The sequence below is a fragment of the Agrobacterium sp. CG160-95 genome (genome assembly GCF_053521725.1).
On the sequence record NZ_JBNWDU010000002.1, the window covers coordinates 786,935 to 807,391 of the forward strand.

Annotated in this window: 20 protein-coding genes; 15 read left to right on the top strand and 5 right to left on the bottom strand. The window is 59.1% G+C overall.

Annotated elements, in window-relative coordinates; translation table 11 throughout:
- Positions 1 to 19: 19 nt before the first annotated feature.
- Positions 20 to 874, top strand: a complete 855-nt coding sequence (locus tag ACQZ63_RS10210; RefSeq protein WP_013761429.1) for an AraC family transcriptional regulator — start codon at positions 20 to 22, stop codon at positions 872 to 874.
- Here the strand turns inward: ACQZ63_RS10210 and ACQZ63_RS10215 are convergent.
- On the bottom strand, positions 871 to 1,761 hold the full coding sequence (locus tag ACQZ63_RS10215) for a helix-turn-helix domain-containing protein (RefSeq protein ID WP_013761428.1): 891 nt from the start codon (positions 1,759 to 1,761) through the stop codon (positions 871 to 873). The genes ACQZ63_RS10210 and ACQZ63_RS10215 overlap by 4 nt on opposite strands.
- Before the next feature lie 93 nt (positions 1,762 to 1,854).
- On the opposite strand from ACQZ63_RS10215, the gene ACQZ63_RS10220 reads away from it, so the two are divergent.
- The 6 genes from ACQZ63_RS10220 (at position 1,855) to ACQZ63_RS10245 (ending at position 9,623) form a co-directional block, all read left to right on the top strand.
- The gene (locus ACQZ63_RS10220) at positions 1,855 to 3,126 is read left to right on the top strand and encodes an ABC transporter substrate-binding protein (RefSeq protein ID WP_019566481.1); all 1,272 of its coding nucleotides are present in this window, start codon (positions 1,855 to 1,857) and stop codon (positions 3,124 to 3,126) included.
- Positions 3,127 to 3,204: 78 nt separating this feature from the next.
- Positions 3,205 to 4,065: a carbohydrate ABC transporter permease gene (locus ACQZ63_RS10225; RefSeq protein WP_013761426.1), complete on the top strand. Its 861-nt coding sequence runs from the start codon at positions 3,205 to 3,207 to the stop codon at positions 4,063 to 4,065.
- On the top strand, positions 4,062 to 4,898 hold the full coding sequence (locus ACQZ63_RS10230; protein WP_013761425.1) for a carbohydrate ABC transporter permease: 837 nt from the start codon (positions 4,062 to 4,064) through the stop codon (positions 4,896 to 4,898). Before ACQZ63_RS10225 ends, ACQZ63_RS10230 begins: the two co-directional genes overlap by 4 nt.
- 13 nt (positions 4,899 to 4,911) lie before the next feature.
- The gene (locus ACQZ63_RS10235) at positions 4,912 to 5,997 is read left to right on the top strand and encodes an ABC transporter ATP-binding protein (protein ID WP_038493838.1); all 1,086 of its coding nucleotides are present in this window, start codon (positions 4,912 to 4,914) and stop codon (positions 5,995 to 5,997) included.
- A gap of 37 nt (positions 5,998 to 6,034) precedes the next feature.
- Positions 6,035 to 8,038: an aldo/keto reductase gene (locus ACQZ63_RS10240; protein ID WP_112178617.1), complete on the top strand. Its 2,004-nt coding sequence runs from the start codon at positions 6,035 to 6,037 to the stop codon at positions 8,036 to 8,038.
- Between the two features lie 352 nt (positions 8,039 to 8,390).
- Entirely contained in the window at positions 8,391 to 9,623 is a 1,233-nt protein-coding gene (locus tag ACQZ63_RS10245; RefSeq protein WP_113556265.1) for a M24 family metallopeptidase, read from the top strand.
- A 12-nt stretch (positions 9,624 to 9,635) separates the two neighbouring features.
- On the opposite strand, the gene ACQZ63_RS10250 is transcribed toward ACQZ63_RS10245, so the two are convergent.
- The 3 genes from ACQZ63_RS10250 to ACQZ63_RS10260 all read right to left on the bottom strand — a co-directional run bounded on the left by ACQZ63_RS10250 (position 9,636) and on the right by ACQZ63_RS10260 (position 11,664).
- Complete coding sequence (locus ACQZ63_RS10250; RefSeq protein ID WP_003517929.1) at positions 9,636 to 9,953, bottom strand: cupin domain-containing protein; 318 nt, start codon at positions 9,951 to 9,953, stop codon at positions 9,636 to 9,638.
- Between the two features lie 41 nt (positions 9,954 to 9,994).
- Entirely contained in the window at positions 9,995 to 10,732 is a 738-nt protein-coding gene (locus ACQZ63_RS10255) for a FadR/GntR family transcriptional regulator (protein ID WP_111804080.1), read from the bottom strand.
- Positions 10,733 to 10,866: 134 nt separating this feature from the next.
- On the bottom strand, positions 10,867 to 11,664 hold the full coding sequence (locus tag ACQZ63_RS10260; protein ID WP_065705287.1) for an NAD-dependent epimerase/dehydratase family protein: 798 nt from the start codon (positions 11,662 to 11,664) through the stop codon (positions 10,867 to 10,869).
- A 175-nt stretch (positions 11,665 to 11,839) separates the two neighbouring features.
- On the opposite strand from ACQZ63_RS10260, the gene kduI reads away from it, so the two are divergent.
- From kduI to ACQZ63_RS10300, 8 genes are all read left to right on the top strand, one after another.
- Positions 11,840 to 12,664, top strand: a complete 825-nt coding sequence (gene kduI, locus ACQZ63_RS10265) for a 5-dehydro-4-deoxy-D-glucuronate isomerase (protein ID WP_013761418.1) — start codon at positions 11,840 to 11,842, stop codon at positions 12,662 to 12,664.
- The gene (gene kduD / locus ACQZ63_RS10270; protein ID WP_038493824.1) at positions 12,661 to 13,404 is read left to right on the top strand and encodes a 2-dehydro-3-deoxy-D-gluconate 5-dehydrogenase KduD; all 744 of its coding nucleotides are present in this window, start codon (positions 12,661 to 12,663) and stop codon (positions 13,402 to 13,404) included. Before kduI ends, kduD begins: the two co-directional genes overlap by 4 nt.
- A 113-nt stretch (positions 13,405 to 13,517) precedes the next feature.
- Entirely contained in the window at positions 13,518 to 14,429 is a 912-nt protein-coding gene (gene kdgD / locus ACQZ63_RS10275; RefSeq protein ID WP_003517921.1) for a 5-dehydro-4-deoxyglucarate dehydratase, read from the top strand.
- 24 nt (positions 14,430 to 14,453) lie between these two features.
- The gene (locus ACQZ63_RS10280; protein ID WP_065688902.1) at positions 14,454 to 15,590 is read left to right on the top strand and encodes a D-galactarolactone cycloisomerase; all 1,137 of its coding nucleotides are present in this window, start codon (positions 14,454 to 14,456) and stop codon (positions 15,588 to 15,590) included.
- Positions 15,587 to 16,465 carry an amidohydrolase family protein gene (locus tag ACQZ63_RS10285; RefSeq protein WP_013761415.1) on the top strand — a complete coding sequence of 293 codons (879 nt, stop codon included), beginning with the start codon at positions 15,587 to 15,589 and terminating at the stop codon, positions 16,463 to 16,465. Before ACQZ63_RS10280 ends, ACQZ63_RS10285 begins: the two co-directional genes overlap by 4 nt.
- Positions 16,466 to 16,611: 146 nt before the next feature.
- Positions 16,612 to 17,589: a TRAP transporter substrate-binding protein gene (locus ACQZ63_RS10290; protein WP_448799130.1), complete on the top strand. Its 978-nt coding sequence runs from the start codon at positions 16,612 to 16,614 to the stop codon at positions 17,587 to 17,589.
- 77 nt (positions 17,590 to 17,666) lie between these two features.
- Positions 17,667 to 18,188, top strand: coding sequence for a TRAP transporter small permease (locus tag ACQZ63_RS10295; protein WP_013761414.1), 522 nt, complete (start codon positions 17,667 to 17,669; stop codon positions 18,186 to 18,188).
- A complete protein-coding gene (locus ACQZ63_RS10300; RefSeq protein ID WP_003517912.1) occupies positions 18,189 to 19,469 on the top strand; it encodes a TRAP transporter large permease in 1,281 nt (426 codons plus the stop codon).
- A 29-nt stretch (positions 19,470 to 19,498) separates the two neighbouring features.
- On the opposite strand, the gene ACQZ63_RS10305 is transcribed toward ACQZ63_RS10300, so the two are convergent.
- Positions 19,499 to 20,425, bottom strand: coding sequence for a helix-turn-helix domain-containing protein (locus ACQZ63_RS10305; RefSeq protein WP_003517910.1), 927 nt, complete (start codon positions 20,423 to 20,425; stop codon positions 19,499 to 19,501).
- Positions 20,426 to 20,457: the final 32 nt, after the last annotated feature.

Genomic DNA, 20,457 nt, shown 5'->3' on the forward strand with positions numbered 1-20,457 from the left:
TTCTTTGTGAATGGGCCAAATGGCAAAAATCAAATCGCTAAAACCCGCCCGTCTGGCGGATGACGACCATGAGCGCAGCCTGAAATTGATCGACGGCACCAACGAGCCGGTGCTGGCGCTTCACCGTGCCTATCCGACAGGACACCGTACCCCGGTCCACAGCCATGGCCGGGTGCAGATATGGTGCGCACGCCAGGGCGTCGTGCTGGTCAGCACCGCCGCAGGGCGCTGGATGATACCGCCCGGTCACGGGCTTATCATTCCAGCCGGGCTGAAACATGAGGCTGAGATCATCTCAACGGTGGAGATGCATTCGATCTACGTTCACCCCGATCTGTTTCAAGCCGGGGCCCCAAGGGTGGTGGAAATTACCGCCCTTGCCTCCAGCCTGATTTCGGAATTGCTGGGCGAGGAGTTGCAACCCGCCGCTTTTCACCGGCAGGGACTGGTGCGGGCGCTTCTGCTCGATGAGGTCAACCGTCTGCCGGAACGCCCGCTGGGATTACCCTTTCCCGATAACCAGCGTCTTGCCGGTCTTTGCCGCGAGTTCCTGAAAAAGCCTGTGGCCAGAGTGGAAATCGATGACTGGGCCGCCGCCATGGGCATGAGCCGGCGCTCCTTTACGCGGTTATTTCGTAAAGAGTTGGGGGTGAGTTTTGTCACCTGGCGCCAGCAGGCCTGCATTTTTGCGTCTTTGCCGAGGCTTGCCGCGGGCGAGGCGGTGACCAATGTGGCGTTGGATGCCGGTTATGAAAATATTCCGGCTTTCACCACCATGTTCCGGCGAATGCTCGGCAATTCGCCCCGCGCCTATCGCAAGGCGGCAGGTCAGCGCAGTGCCGGCTACTCCGATTTTGAAGAGGCGGAAAATTAAGCCGCCGTCGCGCGCATATCGCGGCGGAAATCGGAAGGCGACATGCCGGCGATCTGACGAAACGCCTTGTTGAAGGCACTGACGGAGCCGAAGCCGCTTTCCATGGCAATCTGCAGAATATTGTCCTTGCCGTTCATCAGCATCGCCTGGGCGCGGGAAAGCCTGAGCAAGGTCAGATATTTGATCAGCGTCATGCCGGTGGATTTGCGAAACAGGTTCATCGCATATTTCGGATGAAGCGAGGCGGCGCGGGCAATTTCGGTCGCGTCGATGTCGTCTAGAAAATTGGCGGCAATGAAATCGCACATGCGCACCACGCCGATTGAGGGCGCCATGCTCTCGTCGTTCTCTTCCCGTTTGCCGCTGACGGCGGAGGATATGACGGTATAGGGCTCGAGGAACATGCGCTCCACCCGCAGCAGCAATTCCTCCACCGCATGCTGCGCCTTGGCCGGATCACCCGAAGTGACGTAACGGAACCAGCGGCCGAAATTTTCCTCGTCGGCCCGGTCCGTCTGCGCACTCACCATCGTTGCGCCGCCCATCAGCAGGCTGGAAACCGCAGCCGGCAGCCGCATGCGGAAAAAATGGACGAGCGGCAGATGCGCGCCCGCATAAATCGAATCATCGGAGGAACGGTCCATCTGGTGCGGCTGGCCGCCCCAGAAAATGCACATCTGGCCGGCATCGAGCGAAAGGTCGTGGTCGCCCATCCGGTAATGTACGGATCCCGACATCACATAGTTCACCTCCACCTGCGCATGCCAGTGCGGCCTGAGCATGATGGGCGGGTGGTTGTAAAAAAGCTGGAGCGTGGTCGGCATGCCTTCGATGCTGCTTGCACCCGGCTGGTAGAAGGCTCTTTCGGCAATCTTACTTTCCGCCAAATCGATGTTCCCTTTGTACGAGACAGATTTCCTGCCGCCGGTAATGTGCCCATGTTCGCTAAAGAACGGCAATTGAAAAAAGGGAGGTTTTCAATGTGCTTTAAATTTCTTGGCGCGTCGACGGCTCTGGTGCTCCTTGCGGCACCGGTAATGGCGCAATCCGAGACCTTAACCATCTGGAGCTGGAATGTCGCCGCATCGGCGCTTAAATCCACTGTCGAAGGGTTCAACAAGCAAAATCCTGACATCAAGATTGTTGTTGAAGACCTTGGAAACGATCAGGTTTTCGACAAGACGCTGGCGGCTTGCGCAGCGGGTGGCGACGGCCTCCCGGATATTGTAACGGTCGAAAATTTCGAGGCGGAACTGTTCTGGAGCCGGTTCCCGGATTGTTTCACGGATTTGACTGCACTTGGCTATACGCCTGAAAAACAGGCGCTTTTTCCTGACTTTAAGCGCACGGAACTGGAGGTCGATGGCGTAGCTTATGCGGTGCCTTGGGATTCGGGTCCGGTGGCCGTTTTTTACCGGCGCGATTTCTACGAAAAGGCTGCTGTCGATCCGGCCACCATCAAAAGCTGGGATGATTTCATCGCGGCTGGCAAGAAGGTCATGGCCGCCAATCCCGGCACCGTGATGGCGCAGGCCGATTTCAACGGCGACAGCGAGTGGTTCCGCATGATCGCCAACGAGCAGGGATGCGGTTACTTTTCGACCGACGGCCAGAACATCACCATCAACAAACCTGCCTGTGTCGCGACGCTTGAAAAGATCAAGCAGATGAAGGATGCCGGCATCATCACGGCTGCGATCTGGGATGAGAAGATTCAGGCCAATACTGCCGGCAAGGCCGCGAGCCAGATGTATGGCGCCTGGTATGAAGGCACGGTTCGCTCCGGCTCTCCCGGTCTTTCAGGCAAGTGGGGTGTCTATATGATGCCGAGCCTTACGCCCGACGGCCCGCATGCAGCCAATCTAGGTGGCTCTTCGCTGGCAATAAGTTCGGCGTCCAAGCACAAGGAAGCCGCCTGGAAGTACATTGACTACGCGCTGACCACCAATGAGGGGCAGGTGACGATGCTGAAGTCCTTCGGCCTCGTTCCCTCGCTTCTCTCCGCCATCGATGATCCTTTCGTCAAGGAAAAGCAGCCCTATTGGGGTGGGCAGGCGGTCTGGACCGATATTCTGGCGACCCTGCCGAAAATCGTGCCCAGCCGTGGCACCGCGTTCCAGTCGGATGCAGATGCGATCTACAAGGCGACGCAGACCAAATATTTCGCGGGTGGTTATACCGATGCGAAAGCAGCTCTCGACGATGCCGCAAAGCAGATCGAAACGGCCACGGGGCTGCCGGTCGCGGAATGAAGCTCTCGGATGGCCGGCCTTGCGGTTTAGCATGACCGGCCTCTCCAAGCTTTCCAACCATCGCATCTGGAGGTCGTCATGCCGTCAAGGAACAGGATCGCTTATGCGTTCCTTGCGCCCTATCTTCTGATTTTCGCGACGTTCTGGGTCTGGCCGATCGTCAGCTCGTTCATGCTGTCGTTTCAGAACACCCGCATCAATCCCTGGCGGTTTGCGCCCTCCATGAACTGGGGGAGGCTGGTCTCCGATCCGGCGTTTTATAACGCGCTCTACAATACGCTCATCATTCTGGTCATTCAGGTGCCTGTCATGATCGCGCTTGCGACCGTCATGGCGGTACTTCTGAACTCGCCACTGTTGAAGGTACGCCCGCTTTACCGTTTTGCCTTCTTCGCACCCGTCGTCGTCGGAGAAGTCGCTTATGCGGCAGTTTTCCGGCTGATGTTCAGTGCCGATTTCGGCATCATCAACAAGCTCATCACTTCCGTTGGCCTTTCGCCCATCTCGTGGTTCGACAATGCCAATGCGGCCATGGCGCTGGTCATCATCGCCGTCACATGGCGCTGGGCGGGGTATAACGCCATCATCATTCTGGCCGGCCTGCAATCCATCCCCGGCGATGTCTATGAGGCGGCGACACTGGACAAGGTGAACAAGCGGCAGCAGTTCTTCCACATCACACTGCCGCTGTTGAAACCCATCATCCTTTTCTGCGTGGTCCTGTCCGTCATCGGCACCATGCAGCTTTTTGCCGAGCCTTTCCTCATCACCAACAGGGGTGGGCCGGGCGGCGGTACGGAAACGCTGGGGTTGTTCCTTTACCGGCAGGGCTTCACTTCGCTCAATTTCGGCTACGCCTCAGCCATCGCCTACACCATGGCGGCGCTCGCCATCGCCATTTCGCTTCTTAATCTCTGGGTCGGGAGGGAGCCGAAATGAGATCGAAATCCAGATCGCTTCTCTGGCAGAAGATCGCGCTGCATGCGACGCTGACGCCGCTTGCCCTCATCTGGCTATTTCCGCTGTGGATGATGTTCGTGTTCTCGACTATGCCTGATTTTGGCATTTTCAGCCCCGACATCGTGCTCGTCCCGTCCACCAATTTCATCGAGAACTTCAAAAACCTTCAGGCGGATACCAACTTCCTGCGGGCGATGTTCATATCGATCACCGTTGCGGTCATCTATACGGTTTTCTCGGTGTTTCTGACCTCCATGGCGGGCTGGGCGCTGGCGCGCTATCGTTTTGCCGGACGCTCGGTGGTGATCGCCATCATTCTCGGCACCATCACCTTGCCTTTTGCAGTTGTCGTCATTCCCCAGTTCATCATGGTGGCGCGCGAATTCAAGCTCGCCAACACCTGGGTGGCACTCATCGTGCCTCCACTGTTTAACTCGCTCGGCGTGCTGTTCATGCGGCAATCCTTTTCCATGATGCCAACGGAGCTTTTCGATGCGGCAAGGGTCGAGGGCGTCAAGGAATGGCAGATATTCCTGCGCATTGCTCTGCCATTGGCGCGCCCCACCATGGCGGCGCTGTCCATCATCCTCTTCCTCGCTTCCTGGAATAATTATCTCTGGCCGCTGCTGATCAACTCCCGCCCGGAAATGATGACCGCACCCGTGGCACTTGGCACCCTCATCGGGCTCACCAAAGTGTCATGGGGCGGCATCATGGCCGGTGCAGTTCTGCTCACCGCACCCATTCTCATCGTTTTCGTGGCTTTGCAGCGCCACTTCATCGCCGGCATTTCCGCCGGGGCAGTCAAGTAAGGGGAGAGACCGCATGGCGGAACTTTCGCTCAAGAATGTCGTAAAGCGCTACGGTGCGCTGAAAGTCATCCATGGTGCAGATCTCGATATTGCCGATGGCGAGTTCGTGGTCTTCGTCGGCCCGTCCGGCTGTGGCAAATCAACGCTTCTGCGTATGATTGCGGGGCTGGAGGATATATCGGGCGGCGATATCAGTATCGGCGGCAGAACGGTCAACGATGCCGATCCGGCCGATCGCGGCATCGCCATGGTGTTTCAATCCTATGCGCTTTATCCGCACATGACGGTTGCCGAAAACCTGTCCTTCGGCCTCAGGATGAACGGTAATCCCAGGGCCGATACGGAAAAGCGTGTCAGCCGCGCCGCCGAAATCCTGCAGATCAACGAGTTGATGGAACGCCGGCCAAAGCAGCTTTCCGGCGGGCAGCGGCAGCGTGTCGCCATCGGCCGCGCCATCGTGCGCGAACCGCAGGTGTTTCTGTTCGACGAGCCCTTGTCGAACCTCGATGCGGAACTTCGGGTGCAGATGCGGGTGGAAATCTCGCGGCTGCACAAGCAGCTTGGCACCACGATGATCTATGTCACCCACGACCAGACCGAGGCGATGACGCTGGCCGACAAGATCGTGGTTTTGAGGGCGGGCAATATCGAACAGGTTGGTGCCCCGCTCGATCTTTATGACGACCCCGCCAACCGTTTCGTTGCCGGTTTCGTCGGTTCGCCGAAGATGAATTTTCTGGAGGCGACCGTCATCGGTACGGGTGGACAAAGCGTCACGCTGTCGCTCGACAGCGATCCTGCCGTGCGGCTGACCCTGCCGATCAAGGACCGGCTCGATGAGGGAAGCAAGGTCTCGCTCGGTATCCGGCCCGAACATTTTGCTGATGTCGGGCAGGGCGATGCCGATCTCACCGTCCACGTCGATGTCGCCGAGCACCTCGGCAATACCAGCTATGTCTATGCCCGTACGGAAGGCGGTGAGCAACTCGTCATCGAGCGGCCGGAATCGCGAGACGTCGCCAATCGTGACCGGCTGACGGTCGGTCTTTCCGCCCGCAAGGCATTTCTTTTCGACAGTCAGGGCAATCGCCTGCGCTGAACCCTTTCCCAAGCACGCAAGTCAAGACGAGGATTTCATGACGACCGACCAACCGATCCGCTGGGGCATTATCGGCCCGGGCACCATCGCCAAGACCTTTGCGGACGGCATTGCCCATTCCCGCACGGGTAAGCTCGAGGCTATCGCCACCCGCAATCCGGACAAGCCCGGCCTTGCTGACGCCTTTCCCGGCGCGCGCATCATCCACGGTTACGATGCGCTGCTTTCCGATCCCCATATCGACGCCGTCTATATCGCCACGCCCCATACCGGCCATGCGGAATGGGCGATCAAGGCGATCCGTGCGGGCAAAAACGTGCTGGTGGAAAAGCCCATCGCGCTTTCCGCCTATGACGCCGACGCCATTTTCCACGAAGCGAAAAAAGCTGATGTCTTCGCGGGCGAGGCGTATATGTACCGCCTGCATCCGCAGACGGCAAAACTGGTAGAGTTGATCAGGAACCGCGCCGTTGGCGATATCCGCATCATCCGCTCCAGTTTCGGTTTTAACATGGGGTCTTTCCGTGCCGACCATCGTCTGTTTTCCAATGAGACGGCAGGCGGCGGCATTCTCGATGTCGGCGGTTATCCCGTATCCATGGTGCGGCTGATTGCCGGTGCAGTCGATGGAAAACCCTTTGCTGAACCCGAAAAGATTGTAGGTGCGGCCCATCTCGGCCAGTCGGGCGTCGATGAATGGGCTTCGGCCGTTCTGAAATTTTCGAACGGTATCGTTGCCGAAGTCTCCTGCTCGATCATGGCAGGCCAGGACAATGTGCTGCGCATCATCGGTTCGGAAGGCCGTATCGAAGTCAAGGATTTCTGGTTCGCCGCCGGCCACAAGGGTGGCACCGGCCGGATCGATATTTTCAGGGGCGACAAGGTCGAAACCATCGAATTGCCGGAAGACCGTTGGCTCTATTCCTTCGAAGTCGATGCGGCAGGTGAGGCGATAAGGCAGGGCAAGCAGGAATTCGGCGCGCCCGGCATGGGCTGGGCCGACAGTCTCGGCAATCTACGTGTCATGGACCAGTGGCGTGCCGCCGTTGGCCTGGAATACAGCGTCGAAAAAGCAACTTCTCGCATCACGAATATTGCCGGTGGCAAGGTTGTGGCAGGCAATGCGGTTCCGAAGCGGCAGATACCCGGCCTCACCAAACCCGCTTCGGTGGTTGCGCTCGGTTTCGAGTTCTTCCCCAATTTCGCCTCCGCGTCCCTGACGCTCGATGCCTTTTATGAGGCGGGCGGCAATCTGTTCGATACGGCTTATGTCTATGGCGGCGGCAAGACGGAAGCCATATTCGGTGACTGGCACACCAGCCGCAACGTGCCGCGCGAAGAAATCGTGCTGATCGGCAAAGGCGCGCATTCGCCCCTCTGCTATCCGGACATGATCGCCAAGCAGCTCAACCAGTCGCTGGAGCGTCTGAAGACGGATTATGTCGATGTCTATTTCATGCATCGTGACAATCCCGACGTGCCGGTCGGCGAATTTGTCGATGCGATGGATGCCGAAGTCCGGCGTGGTCGCATTCGGGGCATTTTTGGCGGATCGAACTGGACGCGCGAGCGTATGGACGAGGCCACCGCCTATGCGCAAGAGAACGGCAAGCAGGCGCCGGGCGCACTTTCCAACAATTTCTCGCTTGCCGAAATGCTCGATCCCATCTGGGCGGGGTGTGTGGCGGCATCGGACGATGAGTGGAAGGTATGGCTCCAATCCCGCCAGATCCCGAATTTCGCCTGGTCGAGCCAGGGGCGCGGCTTCTTCACCGACCGGGCGGGGCGGGACAAGCGAGATGACGAGGAAATCGTCCGCGTCTGGTATTCCGACCGCAACTTCGACCGCCGCGACCGGGCGATCGAGCTTGCCCGGAAACTCGGCCGCCATCCGATCCACATCGCGCTCGCTTATGTCATCGCCCAGCCTTTTCCGGTCATTCCGCTGATCGGGCCGCGCAACATTGCCGAACTGGAGGACAGCCTTTCTGCGCTGGATATCAAGCTGACGGCTGAGCAGGTTAAGTGGCTGGAGGCGTGACACGACACGAGACGGCGGGTTTTCCGCGGTCTCCGGATGGATGATAAAGTCGGCTACCTCTCCTGCGTCATGCCGGGCTTGACCCGGCATCCGGCCACGGTGTGCCAGCGCCGTGGCCGGAGTCTTTTGCAATCAAGGAATTGACCGTGCTGGACCCCGGACCTCGTCAGGGTGACGGAATGCGGATGCTGTGGTGGTGCTAAAGCACTGTTTTATAGAAGGACTATCCCCAACCTCCTACCTTATCTTGTTTTCTTGCTTCTTTCTCTCAGCAGCCGCTGATAAATCGGGATCTTGATATTATTGCGCCCGCCTGAAAACACGGCGGGTGAAACAATCTACCGGGGTTCTTATGGGCGATATCGATCGAGGCCGTGCGCAGCAGTTGATGGGTGAGGCGGGCATGGATGCGCTGGTGCTTTTCCAGCCCGAAGCCTTCCGTTATGCGGTTGGAGCACATGCGGGCGTTGCGACGATGTGGGGCAGGGCGGGGTCGGCGATTGCGCTTGTCCCAGCCGATGCTGCGTCCGGGCTTGCCGCCGTCGTCAGCGATCACGCCGCACCTCTTGTCGAGAAGGCCGCGCCTGATGTCGATCTGCGCCGGCATCGCATCTGGATCGATATGGTCGATATGTCGGGTGTCGAAAACGTCTCGCAGGTAGACGGTGCCTATCGCCGAAACAATTCCGGCGGACAGAGGCCGGAGACATTCGATCGCGCCGCCTGCTTTGTTTTGCTGGCCGACCTTCTGCAGGAACGCGGGCTGTCTGCGGCGCGTATCGGTGCCGATCTCGAATTCATGCCGGCCGCCGATTTTTCGGCTCTTCGTGAGGTGACGCCCGCTGTGACCTGGGTTGATGGCTCGACGGTGCTGAAACGTCTGCGTGCGGTGAAATCCGTGCGCGAGATTGAACTTCTCAGGCGGGCCGCAGCGGCCGCTGAGGCCGGGCTGGTCGAGATGGCGGCGGCCGTGCGGCCGGGCTTGGCGCTCAGCCAGCTTTCCAACGCGTGGAAAGCCGGCGCTCAGTCGCATGCCCTGAAGTCGGGTTTTTCGCTTAGCGGCCATTGGGACTATATATCGGTCGGTCCGGCCCTGTCGGATATGACGGCGGTCGTCGCGCCCGGTGCCCTGATCAAGGCCGATGTTGGCACGCTGGTCGATGGTTATTCGTCGGATGGCGCGCGGACGTTTTCATGGGGTGCGGTCTCTCCGCTCGCGGCCAATATTTTCAAAGCGCTGGAGGCAGCTTTTGCCAGCGGGCTGGAAGCGATTCGTCCCGGCAATACATTCGGTGCGGTGCACGCCGCCATGCTGGCTTCGATGCGCAAAGACGGATTCAGCGAATATTATCGCGGTCATTTCGGCCATTCCGTCGGCGGCGGCGTGGGCATCGAGGAATGGCCGTTTTTTTCCCATGACAATGAGGAGGTCATTCTTCCGGGCATGGTCGTGGCACTTGAAGCGCCGTTTTACGGCGAAGGTCTAGGCGCGCTGATGATCGAGGACCAGTTTCTCGTTACCACAGCAGGGGCAGAGTGCATGAACAGCCTGCCACGCACCCTGCGGGATTTGTCCCGGGCCTGAGGCCGGCCAGGTTCAGAGAAAGTCGTCGCGGCGCGGGGTGAAGCAGTCGATCAGCTCGCCCTCTTCCAGGCAGAGGCAGCCGTGCTCGACATGGCCGGGAATGATGAGGCTGTCGCCTTTCTGCAGGTCGTAGGCTTCGCCATCGCGGTAAAAGCGGAAACTGCCGCTGGCGACATAGGTGGATTGCACATGCGGATGGTTGTGCAGCTTGCCTTCGGCGCCGGTCTTGAAGCGGAACGAAACCACCATCAGCTCCGGCGCTTCGGAAAGCACGGTGCGTTCAACACCATCGTCGGGTGAAACGGTGGGGAATGTCGGAAGCTGCTGCATGTCGTTCTCCTCGGTCATGCGATGTCGTTCAAGCTTGAAATTCAGCGCGGCGCGCGCAGCATGGCGCGGTAACGCGTCTGGCTGCTTTTCAGGTGGTGGCGCATGGCGCTTCTTGCCGCCTCTTCGTCGCCGTTCTGTATAGCAATCAGGATCGCTTCGTGCTCACCGACAAGCCGGTTGAGGTCAGCGGGTGAAAGCACGGTTTCCTTGCCGTTTTCGGCAACGGCGCGGCGCGGAATGAGCGTGGGGCCAAGCACCTGTAGAAACTCGCTGAAGCGCGGATTGTTGGTTGCGTCGGCAACGGCCAGGTGAAAAGCGAAGTCGGCCTCTGCTGTCGGAATGCCCTTGGCGGCGCTGGCGCGGAAGGCATCGAATGCTTCGATGATTTTCTCCTCCTGCGCCGGGGAGCGGCGAACGGCGGCAAGACCGGCGGCATCACCCTCCACGGCGGTGCGCAGTTCGAGCATTTCGATCAGGGACGAGACGCGGGCAAGATCGACATTATGGAACGGCCGTCGCTCGACAGGCGCTGGCTCCAGCACGAAGACGCCCGCACCCTGACGCGGCTCGACCAGCCCGTCGGACCTCAGTGAGGCGATGGCCTCGCGCACCACGGTGCGGCTTACGCCGAATTCCTGCGTCATCTGCGCTTCGGAAGGCAGGCGCTCGCCTGTCTTGTAACGGCCCTTGGCGATCTGGCTGCGGAGCTCCTCAGAAACCTTCATCACAAGCGTCTTGGCTTGCGGAGCTGCCGGTTCGGAGGTTATCGCTTTTGTCATTGTCATCGCCGTTCTAAAAAAGGGTGCAGGTTAGCGTCCGGTATTCCTCGATACGTCATTCGCGGTCCGGCTTGCAATCCCGCTGCACGCGCAGGAAAGACCGGTTATCATGCCTGTCGGTCCCGATTGGCATTTCAAGTCGCCTTGAAGATCGGATTGTCGATGAAAACGCCGCCCTGAAAACGCGCCACCGCATCTTTAGGGTCTGGTTGCGGTGTTGTCTCGGCAATGTGCTGCCGGAAAGTCTCGGCGTTGTCCTTCGGTTTCCAGCCAAGCCAGCCGAGGTGGGAATTGTCCCACCAGCCCGCGTCATTGGCCGATGCGCCCCAGATGACCGGGCAGCCGAGCACCGGCGCGCGGAAAACCGCCTCGATCAGCGATACGAAATCATCCTGCGAAAACCAGGTCGACAACATGCGGTGATTTTGCGGTTCCGGCGTGCAGGAGCCGATGCGGACCAGCGCCGTTTCCTGGCCGAATTTTTCGAAATACATGCGGGCGAGGCTTTCGCCGAAACATTTGGACACGCCGTAAAGACCGTCCGGCCGGAAGGGAACGTTGGGGCCAAGCCGCTCTGTCTGGGAATAATAACCGATCGTGTGATTGGAGCTGGCGAAGACGATTCGCGGCTGCCCATGGGCGCGGGCCGCCTCATAGAGGTTATAAAGCCCGATGATATTACCGTGAAGGATCTGCTCGAAAGGCCGCTCCACCGATATGCCGCCAAGATGGACGATGCCGTCACAATCGGCGACCATCGCATCGACGGCGCTGGCGTCGGCCAGATCGCATTGCACGCATTCCTCGTTCGGTCCGGCAGGATCGAGCGGCGAAAGATCGGCAAGACGCAATATCTCGGCCATGGGTGCGAGGCGCTTGCGCATGACGCGGCCGAGCTGGCCAGCCGCACCTGTAACAAGAAGCCGTTTCATTGCAATTCTCCCTAAACGAATGGACTGCGGATCATCGAGGCTGCGGGAAACCCCATTCAACGTCTCCGGCGTGGTCGAGATATCCAGGTTCCTCTTGACCTTGTCATACAGATCGTACAAAAAGCGGATAACATATATTATGTCCTATACGCAACAATCATGAAGGATGAGTTTGATGCTGACCGTCGAAACAAGGCAGGCCGTCAACCCGGAATATGCAAAAACGCTCGATACCGAAGGGCTTCGCAAGCATTTCCTCGCCAACGACATGTTCCGTTCCGGCGAAATCAGGCTGATCTATACCCATTACGACCGTTTCGTCATGGGCGGCGCGGTGCCTGATGGTGCCCCGCTGATGCTGGACAAGGTCGAGGAAACCAAGACGCCGTCGTTCCTTGACAGGCGCGAGATGGGCATCGTCAATATCGGCGACACCGGCACCGTCAACGCTGGTGGCGAGACGTATACGCTCAATCGTGGCGACGTTCTGTATCTCGGTGCGGGCAGCGGTGCGGTGACCTTCGATGGCGCGGGCCGGTTCTACATCACCTCATGCCCGGCGCATCGCAGCCTGCCGGCAAAGCTCGTCAGCCTTGCCGACAGCAAGGAGGTCAAGCTTGGTGCGACCGAGACCTCCAACAAGCGCACAATCAACCAGTTCATCCACCCACTCGTCATGGAAAGCTGCCAGCTGGTGCTCGGCTATACGACGCTGGAGGACGGCTCCGTCTGGAACACCATTCCGTCGCATATTCATGATCGCCGCATGGAGGCCTATCTCTATTTCGGCATGGATGAAAAGTCGCGCGTTCTGCACCTGATGGGTGAGCCGCAGGAAACGCGGCATCTCTTCATTTCCAACGAAGAGGGTGCCATTTCTCCGCCCTGGTCGATCCATTCCGGCGCTGGCATCGGCTCTTACACGTTCATCTGGGCCATGGCTGGGGACAATGTCGATTATACCGACATGGACTTCATTCAGCCGGGGGATCTGAAATGAAAAATCCCTTTTCGCTTCAAGGGCGTAAGGCGCTGGTGACGGGTGCCAATACGGGGCTTGGTCAAGCAATCGCCGTCGGCCTCGCCGCGGCCGGCGCGGAAGTTGTCTGCGCCGCCCGCCGCGCGCCGGACGAGACGCTGGACATGATCGCGAAGAACGGCGGCAAGGCCGCCGCATTGTCGATTGATTTTGCCGATCCACTCGCCGCCAGGGACAGCTTTGCCGACGCCGGTTTCGATATTCTCGTCAACAATGCCGGCATCATTCGCCGCGCCGATTCCGTGGAGTTTTCAGAGCTCGACTGGGATGAGGTGATGGACGTCAATCTCAAGGCGCTGTTTTTCACCACGCAGGCCTTCGCCAAGGAATTGCTGGCGAAAGGTCGTCCGGGCAAGGTAGTCAATATCGCCTCGCTACTGTCGTTTCAGGGCGGCATCCGCGTGCCGGCTTATACGGCGGCGAAGCATGGCGTTGCGGGTCTGACCAAGCTTCTGGCAAATGAGTGGGCCGCGAAGGGCATCAACGTCAATGCCATTGCGCCCGGTTACATCGAAACCAACAATACCGAGGCGTTGCGGGCGGATGCTGCCCGCAACAAGGCCATTCTCGAGCGTATCCCGGCAGGCCGCTGGGGGCATTCTGAAGACATCGCCGGGGCGGCGGTTTTCCTCGCCTCGCCGGCGGCCGACTATGTGCATGGCGCCATCCTCAATGTCGATGGTGGCTGGCTGGCGCGCTAATGCGCGCCGGTTTTCAAAATTCATCATATAACTTGTATGATGACTTGTTGACAAATATGCGGCAAGCGGTTTAGGTGGCTTCCAGTCAGTGAACTTGCAGAGGAATACGGATTATGAACCCTGAACAAATCAAGGCGGCGCTTGGCTCCGGCCTGCTCTCCTTCCCGGTAACGCATTTTGATTCCGAGGGTCGTTTTGCGGCCGATAGCTACAGGGCGCATGTCGAATGGCTTGCCGGTTACAAGGCGCCGGTGCTGTTTGCCGCCGGCGGTACGGGCGAGTTCTTCTCGCTGAAGCCGGATGAAATCCCTGCTATCGTTTCGGCTGCCAAGGAAGTGGCCGGTGAAACGGCAATCGTTTCCGGCTGCGGCTACGGCACCGAGGTTGCGGTTGATATTGCACGCTCGGTGGAAAAAGTCGGTGCTGATGGCATCCTGCTTCTGCCGCATTACCTCATCGATGCGCCGCAGGAAGGCCTTTACGCGCACATCAAGAAAATATGCCAGTCGGTCGGCATCGGCGTCATGGTTTATAACCGCGACAATTCGGTGCTTCAGGCGGATACGCTGGCGCGTCTCTGCGATGAGTGCCCGAACCTCGTCGGCTTCAAGGACGGCACCGGTGATATCGGTCTCGTTCGCCAGATCACCGCCAAGATGGGTGACCGCCTGATGTATCTCGGCGGCATGCCGACGGCGGAACTGTTTGCCGAAGCCTATCTCGGCGCCGGTTTCACGACCTATTCCTCGGCCGTCTTCAACTTCGTGCCGGGCCTTGCCAACGAGTTCTATGCGGCGCTGCGGGCCGGCGAGCGCGCCACCTGCGAACGCATCCTGACGGAATTCTTCTATCCGTTCATGGCGATCCGCAATCGCGCCAAGGGTTACGCTGTCTCCGCCATCAAGGCTGGCGTTCGCCTGCAGGGCTTTGATGCGGGTCCGGTGCGCGCGCCGCTGAAGGATCTGACGAATGAGGAAATCGGCATGCTCGATGCCCTGATCGGCACGCACAAGCGCAAGGTGTGATCAAGGTATAACGGGAGGGGAACGATGAAGATCACAGCGGTGCGCACGCATCTGCTCGAACATCGGCTGGCCACGCCGTTTGAAAGCGCATCCATGCGCTTTGACCGGCGTGCCCACGTTCTGGTCGAAATCGAATGCGATGACGGGACCGTCGGCTGGGGCGAATGCCTCGGTCCGGCGCGACCGAACGCCGCCGTGGTTCAGGCCTATTCCGGTTGGCTTATTGGCCAGGATCCCCGCCAGACCGAAAAGATCTGGGCTGTGCTTTACAATGCCCTGCGCGACCAGGGCCAGCGCGGCCTCAGCATTACAGCCCTGTCCGGCATCGATATAGCGCTGTGGGATATCAAGGGAAAGCATTACGGCACCTCCATCTCCATGCTGCTCGGCGGGCGCTGGCGCGAAAGCGTGCGCGCCTACGCCACCGGCAGCTTCAAGCGTGATGGGGTCGACCGCATCTCCGACAATGCCAATGAGATGGCTGAGCGCCGTGCAGAGGGTTTTCACGCCTGCAAGATCAAGATCGGTTTCGGCATCGAGGAGGATCTTGCGGTCATTGCCGCCGTGCGCGAAGCGATCGGGCCGGATATGCGGCTGATGATCGACGCCAATCACGGCTATACCGTTACCGAAGCCATCGCGCTCGGCAATCGTGCGGCTGAATACGGCATCGACTGGTTCGAGGAGCCGGTGGTTCCCGAGCAGCTCGATGCCTATGCGCGCGTGCGGGCAGGCCAACCAATCCCGGTTGCGGGAGGCGAGACCTGGCACGGGCGTTACGGCATGTGGCAGGCGCTTTCCGCCGGTGCCGTGGATATTCTCCAACCAGACCTCTGCGGTTGCGGCGGCTTTTCCGAAACGCAGAAGATTGCCACGCTTGCCACGCTGCACGGCGTGCGCATTGTGCCGCATGTGTGGGGCACGGGCGTGCAGATCGCCGCTGCCCTGCAGTTCATGGCCGCGATGGTGCCCGATCCGGTGCGGGTAAACCCCGTCGAGCCGATCATGGAATTCGATCGGACGCATAATCCGTTCCGTCAGGCCGTGCTGCAACAGCCGGTAGAGGCGGTGAACGGTGTCGTCGCCATTCCCGATGGTCCCGGTCTCGGCATCGAGATCAACCGCGACGCACTCGTTGAATTCAGGATGCCACAGCCATGAGCGAACTTGTCAGAAAACTAAGCGGGACACCGCCGCAGCCAGCGTTTCCGAAAGGGGCGGTCGATACTCAGATGCATATGTATCTGCCCGGATATCCAGCCTTGCCGGGTGGGCCGGGCCTGCCTCCGGGTGCGCTGCCGGGGCCTGAGGATTATCGCCAGCTCATGCAATGGCTCGGCATCGACCGCGTCATCATCACCCAGGGCAACGCCCAACAGCGAGATAACGGCAACACGCTGGCCTGCGTGGCAGAAATGGGCGAGGCAGCCCGCGCGGTGGTGATTATCGATGAGAAGACGACTGAAAAGGACATGGAACGACTTGCCGCTGCCGGTGCCGTGGGCGCCCGTATCATGGATTTGCCTGGCGGCGCGGTGAACCTATCGGAACTGGAAGCGGTGGATCAGCGTGCCCATGCGGCCGACTGGATGGTGGCGGTTCAGTTCGACGGCAATGGGCTTCTCGATCATTTGCCGCGCCTTGAAAAAATCCGTTCGCGCTGGGTCTTCGACCACCATGGAAAATTCTTCAGGGGTATCGACACGGATGGCCCGGAAATGGCGGCACTTTTGAAGCTCATCGATCGCGGCAATCTCTGGTTCAAGTTTGCCGGTGTTTATGAAAGTTCGCGCGACGCCTGGCCCTATGAAGATGTTGCAGCCTTTTCGCGCCGTATCGCTGCCCATGCTCCGGAGCGGATCGTCTGGGGGACGAACTGGCCGCACAATTCGGTCCGTGAGACGGCTGCCTATCCGGATGATGCCCGCCTTGCGGAGCTCACACTCGGCTGGCTGCCGGACGATGCGGCCCGTCACCGAGCGCTGGTGGAAAATCCAGAAGCCCTGTTCAAGCTGCCGCCACTCAAGGCGGTGTAGTTTCAATTCGGGATAGTTGGGGAAAGGGAGGTCCCCATCATCCTTTGCAGATGAAAGGTCTTTGCATGCCGGCCCGGATGGGCGTGAAAAATTCGGTCCGTTAGCCTTGGAGGGGTGGGGCCGTTGTTACAACGGAGGAGGAAGAAATGAAAAAGATTGCAAGTATGATGTGCATCGCGATGGGGGTCGCGCTGTCAGGCGTTTCCGCCAAGGCGCAGGAAATCACCCTGCGCTCGGCCGATATTCATCCCGACGGTTATCCGACGGTTGAAGCCGTGAAATATATGGGCGAACTTCTGTCGGAACGCTCCAATGGCCGCATCAAGGTGCAGGTCATGAACAATTCGGTTCTCGGCGGTGAGAAGGATACCATCGAGCAGACCCGCTTCGGCGTCATCGACATGAACCGCGTCAACGCTGCGCCTTTCAACAATCTCGTCAAGGAAACCACCGTTCTCGGCCTGCCTTTCCTGTTCCGTTCGACGGAACACATGCACAATACCGTTGACGGCCCGATCGGCGATGAGGTTCTGGCAGCTTTCGAACCGCACGGCCTGATCGGTCTTGCCTTTTACGATTCCGGTGCGCGTTCCTTCTACACAACCAAGAAGCCCATCGAAAAACTGGCGGACCTGAAGGGCCTCAAAATCCGCGTGCAGCAATCGGATCTGTGGATATCGATGATGCAGGCGTTTGGCGCCAACCCTACGCCGATGCCGATGGGCGAGGTTTACTCCTCGCTTGAAACAGGCGTTGTCGATGGTGCGGAAAACAACTGGCCGTCCTACGAATCCGCCCGTCACTATGAAGTGGCGAAGAACTATTCGCTGACGGAACATTCCCTCAATCCGGAAATCCTCGTCATCTCCAAGATTTCCTATGACAAGCTGTCGCCGGAAGATCAGAAGCTGCTGCGTCAGGCAGCCAAGGATTCCGTTGGCAAGATGCGTGAATTGTGGAGTGCGCGCGAAAAGGCCTCGGAAGAAAAAGTACGCGCCGGTGGCGCCAACGTCATCAAGGTCAATAAGGAAGAGTTCGCCGCCGCGATGGGGCCGGTCTACGACAAGTTCGTCACCGATCCGAAAATGAAAGACCTTCTTGAGCGGGTAAAAGCCGTCAAGTGACATAGGGAAAACCGGCTCTGGCAACAGGGCCGGTTTTCTTTTGTCGTCATTGGTCTGAGGTTGGAGGAGGAAGGCAAATGCGAAACTTCATGCGGGCGATCCGCCCATTTCTCGGCGCGCTCAGCCGTGCGTCACTTTACATCGCCGGCGTCGGCATGGTCGCCATGACCCTTATCGTCGGCTGGCAGGTGTTTGCCCGTTATATCCTGAATGATTCACCAAGTTGGTCCGAGCCGCTGTCGCTTCACCTTATGTCATGGTTCATCATGCTGGGGGCGGCGGTGGGCGTGCGTGAAAGCGTGCATCTGGGGCTGGATATTCTGCGCTATATGATGCCGCCGCGCATACAGGCGGCGATGGACCTGACCAGTCTGGCACTGATCTTCTTTTTCGGGGTTGGCATGTGCTGGTACGGAACCGTCCTCTCTGCCGGAACATGGACGGCGACGATCCCTGTTCTTGGATGGCCGGGCGGCATGGATTTCTTCCCGCTGATCGGTGGCGGTTTTCTGATCGCGCTGTTTGCAGCCGAACGCTTTATCGATCTCGTCATCGGCGAGGAAATCGCGGCGGATGTGTTTGTGCAGGAGGCCGCGTAAATGGCTTACACTATCCTCTTCGGTGTCTTCACCCTTCTGATGCTGATCGGTACGCCGATTGCGTTCTGCCTCGGCATTGCCTCCTTCGCCACCGTTCTTTATCTCGGCCTGCCGCCCATCGTGGTCTTCCAGCAGATGAACTCCGGCATGAACGTGTTTGCGATGATGGCGATCCCGTTCTTCATCTTCGCGGGTGACCTCATGGTCCGCGGCGGTATAGCCCATCGTCTGATCCGTTTTGCGGCCGGTCTTGTCGGTCATCTGCGCGGCGGTCTGGGGCAGGTCAACATCGTCGCTTCGACATTGTTCGGCGGCATTTCCGGCTCGGCTGTCGCCGACGCCTCGGCCGTTGGTGGCCTGATGATCCCGCAAATGGCCAAGCGCGGTTATGACCGGGATTACGCCGTCAACGTCACTGTCAACGCCGCCATCATCGCGCTGATGATCCCGCCTTCGCACAATATGATACTTTATTCGATCGCGGCGGGTGGCAATGTTTCGGTGGCCGATCTCTTCACCGCCGGCATCATTCCAGGCCTGCTGCTTGCTGCGGCCCTGATGGTCACCGCCTATATCGTCGCGCGGCGCAAGGGTTACCCGTCCGAGCCGTTTCCCGGCTTTTCGAAGCTGATGTATTATCTTCTGGCGTCCTTTCCCGGCATTCTGTTGATCGGCATCATCTTCGGCGGCGTTCGTTCGGGTATCTTCACCGCGACGGAGAGTTCCTGCATTGCCGTTCTCTATGCCTTCCTTGTCGCCATGCTTGTCTATCGTGAGCTGGACTGGAGCGGTTTCGTGGAGGCGGTGATGGGGGCGGTTCGTACGACAGCGATGGTTCTGCTCGTCATCGGCACGGCTGCGTCGTTCGGCTGGTTGATGGCGTTCCTGCAGGTACAGACACTGATGATCGCGACAATCAGCGCGATTTCGGACAATCCGATTATCGTGCTTCTGGTCATCAACGTCATTCTGCTCTTGCTCGGCACTTTCATGGATATGGCGCCTATGGTCATCATTTCTACGCCGGTGCTTCTACCTGTCGTGAAGGCCTTCGGCATCGATCCCGTGCATTTCGGCGTTGTGATGATCCTGAACGCCGGTATCGGTCTCAATACGCCGCCGGTCGGAACGGTGCTCTTCGTGGGATGTGCGGTTGGCGGCATAACGATACGGGAAGCGATGCGAACGATCTGGCCGTTCTTCGGCGCCAGCATAGCCGTGCTGCTCGCCGTCACCTATATTCCGTCGCTTTCACTCTGGCTGCCGTCACTATTCCGGTAGTTCCAAAGCTTTATCGCAAGAAGGCCCCGCTATGCCGGGGCCTTTTCCATTTCGGTGGCAAGCAGCCTCTGCTGTTCGTGCTCGTCAAACGCCATCAGATTGCCGTGCCTGCTGCGGCGTATCCTGTTCATGTGGTCGCGGGGACTCAACCCCAATGTGCGCTTGAACATCCGCGAAAAATAATAGGGATCTCCATATCCCACTTCTGCCGCCGCAGCCGCAACTGAAAGCCCGGCTTCAAGAAAATGCATGGCACGTTCCATGCGTTTGAATTCCTGATATTTCCTCGGCGTGCGCCCCACCCGTTTCTGGAACTCACGCAGGAAATAGTCGCGATTATAGGGGGCTGCGTCGGTCGCCCTTGCGGCGATTTCAGGGTCGAGCGGATTGGCGGAAATCATCGTGATCGCTTTCATGACAGCCAGATCCAGGGCTTCCGCACCTTCCGGCTGGAAACTCGGACGGTCAACCCATCCGAGAAATGCATCATCGATAAATGCGATCAGCAACACCATGAACAGGTGATGCTGGCCAAGCGTGACAGAGGAGGGGGGAGCGCTCTGCCGATAGTGGCGCACCAGCGGCTCCAGCAGCGGCCAGCGGCTCAGCGAAAGTTTCGGCTTGAGGTCCATCTGCGCGACAAGGTTGTGGCGACCGTAAATATCCAGCGTGAAATGCTGTGCCACTCCCCGATAGGTGACGGCCTGTTCATTCCAGCCGATAAAATGCTGCCCCCTGAAAATCAGCATGGCGTCGCCAGGCTCCAGCACCCGTGCTTCACCGTCCACGAGATAATGCCCGCGACCCTCCAGGCAGATAATGAGATCGTCCACCTGATTGGATTTGTCGATCTGCCAGGTGCGGGAGTGCTCCATCTTGATCGTGGCGCGCGTGAGATTAAGCGTGAGCGCCGCAGGCGGAACGGACGAGAGAATGCCACCTTCGATTTCGTCCATCTTTTTCCTCGTCTTTGTTAATTCACCTTGGC

What these genes read in the sequence shown, in the direction of transcription:
- ACQZ63_RS10225 (WP_013761426.1), top strand. Translation starts at nt 3,205, where the DNA reads ATGCCGTCAAGGAACAGGATCGCTTATGCGTTCCTTGCGCCCTATCTT.
- ACQZ63_RS10240 (WP_112178617.1), top strand. Translation starts at nt 6,035, where the DNA reads ATGACGACCGACCAACCGATCCGCTGGGGCATTATCGGCCCGGGCACC.
- ACQZ63_RS10285 (WP_013761415.1), top strand. Translation starts at nt 15,587, where the DNA reads ATGAGCGAACTTGTCAGAAAACTAAGCGGGACACCGCCGCAGCCAGCG.
- ACQZ63_RS10220 (WP_019566481.1), top strand. Translation starts at nt 1,855, where the DNA reads ATGTGCTTTAAATTTCTTGGCGCGTCGACGGCTCTGGTGCTCCTTGCG.
- kdgD (WP_003517921.1), top strand. Translation starts at nt 13,518, where the DNA reads ATGAACCCTGAACAAATCAAGGCGGCGCTTGGCTCCGGCCTGCTCTCC.
- ACQZ63_RS10305 (WP_003517910.1), bottom strand. Translation starts at nt 20,425, where the DNA reads ATGGACGAAATCGAAGGTGGCATTCTCTCGTCCGTTCCGCCTGCGGCG.
- kduI (WP_013761418.1), top strand. Translation starts at nt 11,840, where the DNA reads ATGCTGACCGTCGAAACAAGGCAGGCCGTCAACCCGGAATATGCAAAA.
- ACQZ63_RS10295 (WP_013761414.1), top strand. Translation starts at nt 17,667, where the DNA reads ATGCGAAACTTCATGCGGGCGATCCGCCCATTTCTCGGCGCGCTCAGC.
- ACQZ63_RS10235 (WP_038493838.1), top strand. Translation starts at nt 4,912, where the DNA reads ATGGCGGAACTTTCGCTCAAGAATGTCGTAAAGCGCTACGGTGCGCTG.
- ACQZ63_RS10250 (WP_003517929.1), bottom strand. Translation starts at nt 9,953, where the DNA reads ATGCAGCAGCTTCCGACATTCCCCACCGTTTCACCCGACGATGGTGTT.
- ACQZ63_RS10280 (WP_065688902.1), top strand. Translation starts at nt 14,454, where the DNA reads ATGAAGATCACAGCGGTGCGCACGCATCTGCTCGAACATCGGCTGGCC.
- ACQZ63_RS10290 (WP_448799130.1), top strand. Translation starts at nt 16,612, where the DNA reads ATGAAAAAGATTGCAAGTATGATGTGCATCGCGATGGGGGTCGCGCTG.
- kduD (WP_038493824.1), top strand. Translation starts at nt 12,661, where the DNA reads ATGAAAAATCCCTTTTCGCTTCAAGGGCGTAAGGCGCTGGTGACGGGT.
- ACQZ63_RS10230 (WP_013761425.1), top strand. Translation starts at nt 4,062, where the DNA reads ATGAGATCGAAATCCAGATCGCTTCTCTGGCAGAAGATCGCGCTGCAT.
- ACQZ63_RS10245 (WP_113556265.1), top strand. Translation starts at nt 8,391, where the DNA reads ATGGGCGATATCGATCGAGGCCGTGCGCAGCAGTTGATGGGTGAGGCG.
- ACQZ63_RS10210 (WP_013761429.1), top strand. Translation starts at nt 20, where the DNA reads ATGGCAAAAATCAAATCGCTAAAACCCGCCCGTCTGGCGGATGACGAC.
- ACQZ63_RS10300 (WP_003517912.1), top strand. Translation starts at nt 18,189, where the DNA reads ATGGCTTACACTATCCTCTTCGGTGTCTTCACCCTTCTGATGCTGATC.
- ACQZ63_RS10255 (WP_111804080.1), bottom strand. Translation starts at nt 10,732, where the DNA reads ATGACAAAAGCGATAACCTCCGAACCGGCAGCTCCGCAAGCCAAGACG.
- ACQZ63_RS10260 (WP_065705287.1), bottom strand. Translation starts at nt 11,664, where the DNA reads ATGAAACGGCTTCTTGTTACAGGTGCGGCTGGCCAGCTCGGCCGCGTC.